10 protein-coding genes are annotated in these 12,940 nt (G+C 41.0%); 8 read left to right on the forward strand and 2 right to left on the reverse strand.

Annotated features, from left to right (window positions below; genetic code table 11):
- Both HP439_RS13430 and HP439_RS13435 read right to left on the reverse strand, forming a co-directional pair.
- A partial coding sequence (locus HP439_RS13430) for a DUF6443 domain-containing protein (protein ID WP_246229360.1) occupies positions 1–2,028 on the reverse strand: 2,028 nt, incomplete at its 3' end.
- A gap of 83 nt (positions 2,029–2,111) precedes the next feature.
- The gene (locus HP439_RS13435) at positions 2,112–5,702 is read right to left on the reverse strand and encodes a hypothetical protein (protein WP_172390855.1); all 3,591 of its coding nucleotides are present in this window, start codon (positions 5,700–5,702) and stop codon (positions 2,112–2,114) included.
- Positions 5,703–6,132: 430 nt separating this feature from the next.
- Here HP439_RS13435 and HP439_RS13440 point away from each other — a divergent pair, with 430 nt between their 5' ends.
- The 8 genes from HP439_RS13440 (at position 6,133) to HP439_RS13475 (ending at position 12,245) form a co-directional block, all read left to right on the forward strand.
- Entirely contained in the window at positions 6,133–6,492 is a 360-nt protein-coding gene (locus HP439_RS13440) for a hypothetical protein (protein ID WP_172390856.1), read from the forward strand.
- 6 nt (positions 6,493–6,498) lie between these two features.
- The gene (locus HP439_RS13445; RefSeq protein WP_172390857.1) at positions 6,499–6,999 is read left to right on the forward strand and encodes a hypothetical protein; all 501 of its coding nucleotides are present in this window, start codon (positions 6,499–6,501) and stop codon (positions 6,997–6,999) included.
- A complete protein-coding gene (locus HP439_RS13450; protein WP_172390858.1) occupies positions 6,996–7,664 on the forward strand; it encodes a toxin-antitoxin system YwqK family antitoxin in 669 nt (222 codons plus the stop codon). Before HP439_RS13445 ends, HP439_RS13450 begins: the two co-directional genes overlap by 4 nt.
- A gap of 3 nt (positions 7,665–7,667) precedes the next feature.
- Complete coding sequence (locus HP439_RS13455; protein ID WP_172390859.1) at positions 7,668–8,921, forward strand: hypothetical protein; 1,254 nt, start codon at positions 7,668–7,670, stop codon at positions 8,919–8,921.
- Positions 8,909–9,280: a type IV pilus modification PilV family protein gene (locus tag HP439_RS13460; RefSeq protein WP_172390861.1), complete on the forward strand. Its 372-nt coding sequence runs from the start codon at positions 8,909–8,911 to the stop codon at positions 9,278–9,280. Before HP439_RS13455 ends, HP439_RS13460 begins: the two co-directional genes overlap by 13 nt.
- Positions 9,270–9,761, forward strand: coding sequence for a prepilin-type N-terminal cleavage/methylation domain-containing protein (locus HP439_RS13465; protein WP_172390862.1), 492 nt, complete (start codon positions 9,270–9,272; stop codon positions 9,759–9,761). The genes HP439_RS13460 and HP439_RS13465 overlap by 11 nt, the downstream gene beginning before the upstream one ends.
- Before the next feature lie 9 nt (positions 9,762–9,770).
- Positions 9,771–10,934, forward strand: coding sequence for a type II secretion system F family protein (locus HP439_RS13470; RefSeq protein ID WP_172390863.1), 1,164 nt, complete (start codon positions 9,771–9,773; stop codon positions 10,932–10,934).
- 513 nt (positions 10,935–11,447) lie between these two features.
- Positions 11,448–12,245 (forward strand): hypothetical protein, encoded by a 798-nt coding sequence (locus HP439_RS13475; RefSeq protein ID WP_172390865.1) that lies wholly within the window; start codon positions 11,448–11,450, stop codon positions 12,243–12,245.
- Positions 12,246–12,940 lie beyond the last annotated feature (695 nt).

Here is a 12,940-nt window from a genome sequence, read left to right on the forward strand (position 1 = left end):
AGCTACCTTGGTATTCCACTGCACCGAGGCTATGTTCCCGTTGTATGCCCGCGTATTACCGCCATAGGTAAAAGTCATCCCGAAACGTTTCTTAGCTGAAACAGCCGCCGGATTATTGATTGAGGTGGTCCAGCCTCGTTCATTGTATGCATAGGAAATCTGCTGCACTGCAGCTGTACCGATGCCGTGCAGGTCTTTCTGCTTCAGCTGACCGATCTCGTTATAGACAAGGCTGCTCTGCAGGATCTCCGCCTGCGTATTCACTTTCTTTTTGGTCTGCAATATACGTCCCACATGATCATAGGTATTGGTCGTCAGAATCGTGGTCACCGCGCCGCTTGCACTTGCTTTATGCTGCCGTTTACTGGTCAAAAGTTCACCCGGAAAGTTATAGGTATTGGTTACATAGTCCGTCCCGCCGAGCTGGTTCTGCGAAGCAGATTGGATCAGACGGCCCCGGTCATCGTAATAGTTGATCGTCAGCAGTTCAGCCGTCCCGTCCACAGTCGTGACACGCATCCCCGTGAGCAGCGTTTGAGTCTTCTGACTTTTCGTGACACCTACAGCCTGCAGGGCAGCTGTAGTCGCGCCGTTAAAAGTGTAATCATCGTAATAGTTGATCACGTGTGGAATAACCGTCTCCCCGATAGGAAAAGCACGGTCGATATAGTTTAACGTTCCCGGACGCTCTTCCCACAGATGTTGTACATTGTTCACCTTCGGATGGCTGTCCACGGCGCTCTGCGCAGCAGCCTGTGTGTTCAATCCGGTATTCGTATAAAGCCCGGTATGGGCAACGCGTCCGAAAGCATCGTACTTCGTATACGTCCAGCTGCCGGTAGCCCGTTGCAGCGCATCCTGCCGTAATACTTCCTGATCATTGGCATTATAGGCCATCCATTCCCAGCCTTTGCCAGGGATCTTCTTTTCGATCAGCCGTCGCCGATTATCATAATGATAGCCATAAATATATCTGCTGAAGTTAACATCATTCAATTCGGCAAATGAATTCGCCGAAACGATCGGAGGAATCACATAACAAAGATCACCGAAATCATCGTAAACATAATACGTGTTGAGCGCTTTGGTATTGCTCTCCCAGTTCCGCTTTAACACCACACGGTCCTCAAAGTCTTTATACTCTTCAATTGTACCGCCTTTACCGTTCGCCAATATCCAGTTTTCATCTTTAGAAATGGTCTTATAGAGTTTCCCAGCTCCATAATTGGATGTACTGCTGGCTCCTGAAGCCTTGCTGCTGGCGTAAGTTACCTTCCACAGTTTAACCGCCTCGGCTCCCGTCGCCACATTGGTACCATACTCGGTTTCCACGGTGCGGCCGGTCGTCGCCGCCAGGTCACGGTTGGCGAGAGGTTGCCAGGCTGCCCCCGGCGATCCCTGCTGCGATACCCGATTCAACGGGCTGTTCTCAAATACGGTCACCGCATAAGGTTGGTCTGTTTTCTTCACGTGTGTATCCCAACCGCTATCTGCCTTGTAAAACTTCGATTGATTAATTTTAGCAGCGGTCTTAAAGCTACCGTTAGAAGAACTCTGTTCAGCATAGGGAAGGTATTTAATCGCCTCCCGTCCGAAACCGTCATACTCAGCATGCGTTACGATATCTTTGTAGCTCGGGCTGGCCATCACCTCGATCCGTTGTATAGGACGCCCCAGCCCGTCGAAGTACTGTACCGTCTGATTTTCATGATCTACTTTCCGTAAACTGTTCAGATTAGCAGGTATAACCGGTGTTCGGAACGTACGGGTCAAAATATAATTCTGTGTGCTCGTCGGCGAATTTGTCAAATTCGGAAGCCCGCCAACAGCGAGCAGCACTGTCTTTCCAATAGGAATATGGAAACCGTCCTTTAAAACAATGCTGTCGATAGCATGAAACGATGGTTCGTCATTATAGCTATCTAGTACTAAAGACGAAGGCTGTGCGTATATAAAATTCGCGAATATTGTAAATGTTAGTAAACATAGTAAAACGCGTTGGATCTTTAAACAATTACATTTATTCATTAATCTAATATTCGGCTTGTAGGTAAATTTTATCGAATCGCTGAAAAATATCGTCATAAGTATATCTTCGTTTTATAACCGAACTATTTTCTTAAATAGTTGTACTCAATAGATTTTTTTAAAAACCTATCGTTATCCAATATTTGATATAACCGTTGAAAGTCATCGTATAGGTAAAATTCAGTTACTCCTTTCGTATCGGTAATGCTGGTCACCCCTTTCAAGGGCGCATATGTAAAGGTCGTTATCTGTACGCCCATAGGGTAGACCCTAACTTCATCGATCGCTGTTCCTTCGGACAATAACATGTTGTTTTGATAAGGCTTACGTACGTGGAATAATTTGCCATCCTGGAAATATTTATAGTCTATTATATATTTACTTACAGTTGGAATTATAAACGGGACTTTATAGTCTCCGACAAAGAATCTCTCCCCGACAGCATTCGGCGAGATCGTTCCACTACTACCTTCTTCAAATCCCTGATAAAAGAAATTTTTAGAGGATTCATTACTATACTCCGGATAAGAAAGTTCTAATTCAATGCTTTCGCTAGCATCTAAACCTTTATACGTGGTCGTCGTCGCAATAGTATATTCGCCAGCAGGAAGATCATTAAATACCAAGTTGATTTTCGAAGGATAACAAGGACTGGTTGGATTCTTATTAAAGCAAATGGTTCCGACCCTAGAAGCTCGACCAGAGATACTATATCTTAAAGTGATATTACTAGTACTCGATACAAAAGTCGGTAAACCAGTTATCTTCACTTCATCACCATCTCTGGAAACAGTAAAATTTCCTTTTGAGGTATACGAATCTAACACGTTCAATCTTAGATATTTGAAACCTTTCACCTCCTTATCAGTAGAATGTATTAAATTTTTAATTTGAACAGTTTTGAATTGATGATTGTACCCCCATTCATTGGCTATTATCGCTCCTGAAAGATGTCGCTCTTCTAAAGGCGTACCAAACGCACCGGTTTTCGATGTCTCGTATTCCAGCTCATACTTTGTATCTTTTATAAACCCGGCACTTGATAGCTCAACTTTATTAAAGTCACTTTCTGGCAGTCGTTGCTTCACTTCAAAGAGCTTTCCAAGGATAATGGTTTTACCACGTAATGTATAATCATAATATTTAGCATTTAATAGCATGTCACCACGAGTGCTCAACACTTCAATCGGATATTTTATCATGACAGAGTCCACCATTTTTTTAGGTATACTATTAATGTAACTGCTTGAATAATCAACAGGAAAGGAATAAGACGTAATAATCGAATCACCCGAACTCTGTGCCTTTGCATGTCTTGTCATCAAATTATATCGGTTATATTGATAGGTCTCTGCTATTTGGCTCTCAATCGTCGATCCATCTTCTTTATAACGTGTTTCCGTCTTTTTTATCCTATTTGGACTGAAGATGAAGATTTTATTTGCAGACATCCGTACGAACGAAAAAGCACCAATCCCGGGTAGTATTTCTCTATCGATTTTCTTTATGAAATCCGTATACCGTTGTGGATCTTTATTGTATTCGTACGAGATGTTAACTTGTTTCTTTTCATCCTTGTACCATATTTCGTTCAACAATAAACCGCGTTCAGTTTCCCGCGAGGTGAATCGGTCATTTAAAGTGATACTGTCAAAATTTGTATAGAAATTTGAAGGCTGGATATCAGGGAAATTATCATGATTACTGTATTGGTAAACTTTTTTCATTCGCTGAGTCCCTTCTTTGATCTCTTCAACTCGGCTGTAGGTTACATTATTACCAGAAGTCGTTCCAAGCATATTAATATAATTTTCAGACAGAGTGAGAAACCTCTGCTCGTAATTATCGCTGGCGAAGAAATAGGCCAGGCCTGACCAATCCGACACCGCGTATTTAACATACATCCTTCCTTCCGCCCTATATTCTGGAATTCCAGAAAGTATACCCGATGCTTGTCCATTTTCCAGTTTATATTGATATAATGTTTTGATCGTATCCTTCCCTGAAATGTCCATAATTTGATTTATTCGAACCCCTCCAGTTTTCCCGATTAATGATTTGACTTCGAATTTGGGAAACTGCGTTGCTACCTTCGAATAATCGTGTAGTCCGTAGAGAAATTTAGTTTCGCCGCCAGTCGGGTAGATTATTTTTTCTAAGATTTCAGCTTGGGCGAGTGATTCATTGGAGCTACGGAAGCTATATAATAACTCGAAATTTGCCCCTCTATAGTTCTTGCCGTTATAGTAACCCCAATTGTCTGTTAACGTTGAATTGTAAGCCGGTAGCTTTCGGGAATTATATGCAAACGAATAAATCTCTGTCTTCTTCCTGTTAGCTCCGCGGATTTCGACTGACTCAACTTTTAGCCTCTCTGTTACCGTATCTTTATAGGCAAAGTAAATACCTTTTAAAATTTTATTTTTGTCATCATTCAACACAATCGAATCTAGCTTTAAAAAAGGATTACCGGTTTGATGAATATCTAGGTTGAATCGTTTCATTATCCCACTATTTACCAATCTCGTTTGAAATAAGCTAGCATACGATAAATTAACCTTGGGAAGATCACTCGTCTTGGACGTATAAAAATTAAGAGTCCCTTGGTTGCTAAGTTCAATTTTCTCTAAATAGACCGGATGTTGAAAAGTAAAAGACTGTCCATCCACATCGTCACATCCTAGACATGTCCCCACCGATTCTCCCGCTTTATACACATAATACTTCGAAATGACGTCATTAAGTATCACCGGACTCACCTCCCGCTTGTAATGAAAGCTCGTACGTTCTCCTGTCGGGAGAACGACCTCCCGTAATAACCAGGAGCCCGGCAGAGTTTTTAAATAAGGAATACTATTTGACGCGGTTTTTCCGCTGGCTAGGCTTGTGCTAAACTCTATAGCGTTATAATCCCCTCCGAATATCAATTTCGTACCGTCCAACTTCATAATGATGAACTCGTAAAAGAGTGTATTTAGGTTCTCTGTTGTTAAAGCAATTTCATTGTGAGCACCATGATATCCAAGGACAACATTCTGGTTACCGTGCAACAACCTTGGGGCTTTTACAATAAATTTCTCTCCACCATTGTCCTTAACTTTGAAACCGAATTGTCCATTTTTATCTTTATACATATAAAAACTAGCACTAATCCCAAAACAATTGATAACAAACTCATCGGGAGCTGCGTCTAAATAGCCTTTATAATCTGCACTGTGCGTACCAAAATATTGTGAAAATCCGCTAAGCCGGTTCCAATCTGCATTGTCCAGATAGTTGGAAGTATGGAAATACCCAAAATATTGTCCAGGCCACGAGATACCGGTGCTTTTATATAGATCAGCTTGATTAGATTCGTCAGGAATACCGTTAACGATTCTTGAAATTACTCCTCCCACATTAAGGTTCCAGCCCAATCCTACCCAAGTGGGTAGTTGGTTTACTTTGACTCCAGAACCATGGTAGGAAAGTGAAATGGCAGTACTTCCGCTCTTATCCATAGGAGGAAGTATCGGTACAGAAACATTCGCGAGTCCGTTAAAATAATTTACGGGAATTCTTCCGTAACGGACAAACTCCGTTGCTGACGGACTTAAAGAATTTATTTGCGCTCCAGAATGTCGGTACCCGATAAGAAGAATAAAAATAACTAAAAGATTTTTTTTTAAGAACATGTTTTTAATTTTTTCACAATGTTGTCCAAAACCTTAAACTACAACACAAGACCAAAAAACTTTATGTAGTTTCTATCGACGTTGGTAAACTATAAGGAAAGCTTCTTGAGTGGCCAAAAATGCTTTATGAGATTAATTTATTGTACAGTTAATAATTCAATTTGCTCGCAAATATAATGGCTTCATTAAATATTTATAGCGTTTTCATCGAATTAATAATTAACTATTTAATCGACAGCTGATTATTTTTTAATAAAATCAATAAAGGTTAATTACCTGTGTTATGTTGTATGATGTGAATCCTAAAGAGATTCTACTTAAAGTTCTTTTACGACTGAGCGGCTTTTCAAGCCTATGATATTTATCGTGATAAACGCACCTTTCCAATTTTACATTATTCTCCTTATCTTTATGCCGTACTAATTATTACATGAAAAAACTAGCAGCCTGTTTTCTGGTTGGCTTGGGATTCTTTTCCTGTGCCGACTTTATTGAATATCCTTTGGAAAAGGAATACGTAGACCTTCGAGCACCGGGGGATGGTCTAGAAACCAGAGACAGTGTGCTTACATTCTGGTGGGATTCTCATCAGGACGCAAAATATTACCGCATACAGATTGTACGCCCATCATTTGAGGCAATTAAAACAATGGTTACCGACTCTGTCATTCTAACGAATCAACTGGAGCTTGAACTGGATAGCGGCGCCTACGCGTGGCGTGTACGGCCGGAAAATGATGGTAGTGTAGGATTATTTAAGGAAGTGCGAAGTCTGAGGATTCGTAAATAAACAGCCATGAAAAATAATAAAGCCATGACCTATGTGCTCTTATCCCTCGTCGTTGGAATCTGGGGCTACGTCATATATCGTGTGCTAGTGAGAGTCGGTGATACCGATGTTCAACCGATAAGGACTACTATAAAAAGCAAAGTGGATGAAAATCTTGCCTATTATCGCGGAAAGGAATCCTTAGCCTACGACACATTATATCATTCACCATTTTTAATGGCCGCGAGTATGCAGGCTACTGATGGCGAAGCCACTCCGATGGTTGATGAGCAGCCACCTATAGAACAGTACGATCCGATCGTTTTTGCGCCGGCAATGGATATACTGTACCTTGGATATATCGAAAATGAAAACCATAAGAATCGTGTAGCAATCGTACAAATCAACGGCAAACAACATTATCTGCGTCCGAAACAACAAATAGAAGGTATTACGCTCCAATCTATTGGCGCAAGCGAGATTAAGGTCAAGACGGATTACCAAACACTTACGATAGCCAAACAATGAAAAAAAATCTTATAACACTTGCTACCATGTGGGGATGTATCATTTCTCTATCGGCTCAGGAATTGGTACATCCAGAGCTCGAACTTCTCCGGAATATTCAAAACCGTATTACGATCAATCATGATTCCGGCATGAAGGAAGTGTTTACCGTCACTGAGAAAAGCACAAAGACGAAATCACAAAAAATTTATAGTTGGTATCAATCACAAAAAGTACAGCACACGCAAGGCGGATATTCCGGCAAATTACTGGACGGCAAATATACATCCTATTATTCCAATAAGCATCTAGCGAAGCAAGGGTCATATAAAAATGGCCTAGCGAATGGGACGTGGAAGTTCTGGCGCGAGGATAACATGCTGCAAAAAGAGGAACAATGGAAACAAGGACGTCAAAATGGTACTACGTCTCACTATAATGAGCGCGGACAACTATTACAGCAAGGTGTTACCAAAGACGGTAAATGGGAAGGAAAAATTTGGACCTATCAACCGGCAGACAGTAGTTACGCGTGGACTTATTTCCACGACGGAAAAAGTATTAGCCAAAACGAGTTTATAGATAGCAGCTTGTTTCGTCGAACCGGAAGATTCTTTAAAGGATTATGGAATCGCATCTTTCGACAAGATGGCAACTCCGAACAGCTTGACCCGGAAGCTTCCTAAGTGATGGTCAAAGCCTCCGCTCTTCATTTAGCTTTGGTCATTGCCCTGGTGGTGACCATACTACTGGGTAGCTTGATTTACATGCACTATTTCTACCGTGATCAACAGCAAAAAATAGATCGTTGGGATGTACTCGAGCAAGAAATTCAGGCCGGTATGTCGTTGGCACTCTCTAATTACTTTCGTTATACAAACGGTGACAGCATGCTGCTCTCCCCAGTAACGATGCAGGACAGCCTCCTAGCCAGCAAACAAAGTTGGGGACTACTCGATGTGGCCAGTATACGCAGCTGGCGCAACGGTGACAGTTTAAAACGGGCTTTTTTTCTTGGTGTACAGCCAGAAGACAGTACTGTATTGTACATCGTTGATGAAGATCGCCCCATCTCTATCAGTGGAAAAACCGTTATCCAGGGAGACGCCTTCCTTCCAAAATCGGGAATACGTCCCGCGTTTGTAGATGGAGAATATTATGATGGTATCGAAAAAATGGTCGACGGTAGGATTCGCGAAAGCACCAATAACCTGCCTAGTTATCAGCAGCACCGCATAGAGGCGGTTAAAGCCATTTTTAAAAGAATAACAACCGAAAGACAATTACCCGGTGTGCCGGCAGATCGTACCCTGCACCGGTCGTTCTTTGAACCCTCCGCTTATTACCATGTGACCGAACCGGGTGCTCTGTTTCAAGACTCGATAACAGGTAATGTGGTTATTATTGCCGATTCAAGTGTGACTGTGTCCGCTCTTACCTTTTGGAAAGATGCACTGCTCATCGCTCCACATATCAAACTCGAAGACAACTTTTCGGGACAAGGCCAATTTTTTGCTCTGGATTCATTAACAGTCGGAAAGGACGTTACCTTGGCCTATCCATCCGTGCTCGCTGTATTGGCTTCTGATAGCACCCGGTCAGCGCTACAATTAAGTATTAGTAAAAACAGTTCCGTGAAAGGGATCGTCCTTCTTCACCGGACAAAAGTGGGCGACCAATTGGATATCCTTAATATTGAAGATAACGTCACCGTACAAGGAGATATTATTAGTTTCGGTCTACTCAAATATACAGCACCGCTGACAGTACACGGCAGTGTTTTCGCCCGCCGGTTAATTACTCAACGCCCCAGTTCTTTATATGAAAACTATCTTATCAACCTAACTTTTGAGCGAAAGAGCCTTCATCCCTATTTTATACGGCCGCATTTCTGGGCAACGGAGAAAAAAATTAAACAAGCTGTCGTACAATGGGTAAATTAAATATTCTATATAATCAGAAAACCACCGCCTCCACGCTAGTGGAAGTTCTGGTCGCGCTCGTTATTTTGCTGAGCGTATTCGCGGTAGGTATGCTAATTTTTGCACGTCTAAATCAGGCTTCGAGCAGTCAAACTCGGCAAACGGTCCATTTACAACTTCGAGAAATCGCTAGTCGATACGTTAACGAAGAGTGGGATACAGAGCAAACTTTTCAATACGAACATATTCTATACTCTCTGGAAGAGGAACAATTATCAGATTATGCAGACAGAATCCGGGTCAAAATTTATGCATTTGACACCCAACTGCAAAAGCCTGTCGACAGTCTTATTCTCATACACCCCTTCAATGAAAAGTAAGCTACGATTTCACGCCTTTACACTCTTAGAGATTACTATTGCGCTTCTGATTGCCGCAATCTGTCTCGGTATTGCCTTTTATGTGCTGAGTACGTTTACGAAGATCGGTCTCGCGCAGCAGCAAGATAAACAGCAGGATTTCACGCTCCACCTGTTCTGGCATCGTATGCAAAAAGAAACCTTAGATGCCAAAAGTATTCGGTTTACAGATAATACACTTCGTTTGGAGCAGGATAGCCGGTGGACAACTTATGATTTTTTAGATTCGGCTGTCGTGCGGAGCCAACAGGACGTATCGACCGACACGCTCTATGGGATTGTCGGCACGCCGATAGCGGTATATATGCAAAAACTATCATCGGATCTTGTCGAAACGTTCCGCTTTGAGTTACAGACAGATCAAGGCTTATATCCGTTCGTACTTCATAAGCAATATAGTGCCGAAGAATTATTACATTTATCCCAGACGCAGCAATACTAAAAACCGATTATGCCGAAGATTGACATTTCTGCCTATAAAAAAAAGACGACTACACGCTCACGTCCCAACACGACGGGTCCAGCGAAAAAGGAACCGATGGACGTCATGGCTTTTCTTAATAAAGATATATCCTTCGGAAACGGACAGCTACCCGATAAGAAAAAAGAAGAATTTTATCTTGAATTCAGTACGCTCCTACTTTCTGGCATAGATATTCGGACCGCCTTTGATTTGATCTTGGTAGATCAGAAGAAAAACAGGGAAACAAAAGTTTTTACGGAAATTAAAGAGGACGTAGTCACAGGCGCTTCACTCTCTCACGCAATTCAGGAAAGCAATAAATTCAGCACCTATGAATTTCAAAGTGTACGTATCGGCGAAGAAACAGGAAAGCTAGGTGAAATATTAAAAGAGCTTGCTCTCTATTACAAAAGCAAAATAAGCCAACGGAGAAAAATTATTTCAGCGTTAACTTATCCGATCATCGTACTGTGTACCTCTCTCGGTGCTGTATTCTTCATGTTGAAATTTGTTGTACCGATGTTCGCAGACGTATTTACGCGGTTTGGTGGTGAGCTTCCATGGATCACGGCTTTTATTTTAAAGATTTCGAATTTTATAGACGGTACATTCGTTTGGGGCCTGCTGTCGATAGCTTTCATATTTATAGTTCTATATAACAGCAGGAAAAAGCTGTGGTATCGCAAATGGTCGTCTCGAATCATTCTGAAACTTCCTGTTGCCGGCGAGATTGTGCGAAAAATACACCTGGCGCGCTTTGCCAACACTATGCGCTTACTTGTTGGAACGAACACTCCCCTACTCCAAGCTATTCAACTGATCGAACAGATGACCGATTTCTATCCTATACAACAATCCTTGCGACAAACCGAACAATCCATTATGCTTGGAAAATCGTTACACCAAAGCCTGGAAGCATTTGATTTTTATCCAGCCAAGTTTATTCAGCTCGTCCGTGTTGGCGAGGAAGTAAACCGCCTGGAGTTTTTCTTCGAGAAAATTGCAAATCAACTGACGGAAGAAGTCGAATACCGTACATCCACCATCTCTACGGTGCTGGAGCCTTTGATTATCATATTCCTCGGCTTGGTTGTTGGTTTAATTCTAATTGCAATGTATTTACCGATGTTCCAAATGAGTAATAGTTTTTAAAAAATTCATTATTTCGACTTTCCTAGTTCGGAAAAACGGACTAGTCCAAGTAACTATCTCAGATGCGGTTAAATTTTCGAGCAAGATGATATCAAGTAGATACGAAACATAGATTATTGCGACTCTGCCAGCCTAAATTTATACTATCGCGATTTTTCTTAACAAGAATGGGCAAACCCGATGGAGAAATTTGATTTATGAATCCGGATCACATTATTCGACGACTACAAAACAAATTATAGTGCCACCGCTTGATTAGGATAATATAAAAGTGGTGGGTTCGCCCGAATAAACCACACGATCTATTAATTGGACAAAAAATATCCTTTTAATTTAATTTACCTGTCGTATTTCCTATTAAATTTATATTTAGCTATTATTGCAAAATAAAACCATTTTTTAACGAAATACGTTTCCAGAATTGTTCATATGAGACACCCCTCTACTATCGCTTCAATTACTTTTGTAATATGTAATATTTTGCTATGCAATGTTCTGCTAGCTCAGAATTTTATGACAAAATCTTTCCGTGTACGGTTTCCAAACCAGCAGGCAAATCAGGTGTGTTATATACAGATTCCCACAGGAATTAAAATATGGGGAAATATCCAAATCGAACTAACCGGAGGGTACAATTCGCAGCTAAACCGCGGCATGATGCGAAAACGCATTGATATCGTGTACAATGGTACCAGCGGTTCTTACCTTAATCAGAACAGTACGATATCTGAAGCTTCTGAGCCCCTTGCTTCGCAATGGAACATTGGCGAGTTCGATCCCGCGACGGGGCGCATTCCAATTTATCATTTGCGGAGTACTGCCAATGATATATCCGTCAAAGTCGATATTCATTCTGTCGACGTTACCGTGATCCCTCTATTGGCAGATGGGATCAGCGTCTCGGCTCCAGAAACAAGTGCAACACCAATGCCACCACGTCCCTACCGGTATATAAATGAAAACCGAATCGGCATAGGTACAACAAGTCCAGAGCATCGTCTAGATGTTGTAGGTACAATACGCGCACATGAGATCCTCGTTAACACGCAAAAAACGGCTGACTTTGTTTTTGAGGAAAACTATAAATTAACGAATTTAGACAGCTTAAAACAATTCCTACAAATTCATAAACATCTTCCAAATATCCCATCGGCAACGGAGATGAAAAAGGAAGGTGTAAACGTTGGGAATTTCCAGATTGATCTACTCCAAAAAATTGAGGAGCTGACACTCTATATAATTCAGGCAAACGAAACTATCCAAAAACAACAAACACAAATAGCTGAGCTGGAACGAAAAGTCGCTTATTAGAAGAGACTTTTAAATCTAGATCGATATACAGGGATATTCCCGATTGCATACTAAGCCAAAGTGCTCCGTGTTTACACACCAGATTTAGATTAACCGATATTACGGCATTTGAATGCTATCCGCTCCTCGCAAAAACTCGAAGCGAACACATCTTCAAAATTTATACAAATAAATTTGAAACTTTTTTTTAAAAAAAAGAAAAACACCAAATTTTATTCCGAAATTTATTTCGATAAACAATTATTAATAATAAAAGAAATTATGGACGTATTAATCTGAATTATGTAGTATATTCAGTCAAGCCTGATTAATTCTACGACCAAATCATAGATTCGATGTTTAAAAATTTCGGTGACTTCACTGACAAAGCATAATTATCGAATTAAGGGAGGCCACGGATCAATTTTAGCGGTTGAAAACCGCACTAGCGTTCTATTAGTAATATCGAAAAATATAGATAAATGAGGTGAAACCTGCGTTCAAATTCAGCGCTATCCTCTGCAAAAATGTGCTTCGGAAGGTTGAGACGATATTGGAGTAGACGAATTGAAATAACATTTAAGTAATACTTTTATTCCCTAACAGCATAGTTTATCTTTTAATAAAAAGCTTTTTTCGGTGCGCCGAGTATATATTTTAATTTTTTTTATGTTAAAACATTGGATTTTGATATCGTTGTGTTTTTTATACATGAC

The sequence above is a fragment of the Sphingobacterium shayense genome (genome assembly GCF_013179575.1).
Classification (GTDB): Bacteria; Bacteroidota; Bacteroidia; order Sphingobacteriales; family Sphingobacteriaceae; genus Sphingobacterium; species Sphingobacterium shayense.

Excerpts from the sequence above, each read along its gene's own strand:
- HP439_RS13435 (WP_172390855.1), bottom strand. The coding sequence starts at position 5,702 with ATGTTCTTAAAAAAAAATCTTTTAGTTATTTTTATTCTTCTTATCGGG.
- HP439_RS13440 (WP_172390856.1), top strand. The coding sequence starts at position 6,133 with ATGAAAAAACTAGCAGCCTGTTTTCTGGTTGGCTTGGGATTCTTTTCC.
- HP439_RS13445 (WP_172390857.1), top strand. The coding sequence starts at position 6,499 with ATGAAAAATAATAAAGCCATGACCTATGTGCTCTTATCCCTCGTCGTT.
- HP439_RS13450 (WP_172390858.1), top strand. The coding sequence starts at position 6,996 with ATGAAAAAAAATCTTATAACACTTGCTACCATGTGGGGATGTATCATT.
- HP439_RS13455 (WP_172390859.1), top strand. The coding sequence starts at position 7,668 with ATGGTCAAAGCCTCCGCTCTTCATTTAGCTTTGGTCATTGCCCTGGTG.
- HP439_RS13460 (WP_172390861.1), top strand. The coding sequence starts at position 8,909 with ATGGGTAAATTAAATATTCTATATAATCAGAAAACCACCGCCTCCACG.
- HP439_RS13465 (WP_172390862.1), top strand. The coding sequence starts at position 9,270 with ATGAAAAGTAAGCTACGATTTCACGCCTTTACACTCTTAGAGATTACT.
- HP439_RS13470 (WP_172390863.1), top strand. The coding sequence starts at position 9,771 with ATGCCGAAGATTGACATTTCTGCCTATAAAAAAAAGACGACTACACGC.
- HP439_RS13475 (WP_172390865.1), top strand. The coding sequence starts at position 11,448 with ATGACAAAATCTTTCCGTGTACGGTTTCCAAACCAGCAGGCAAATCAG.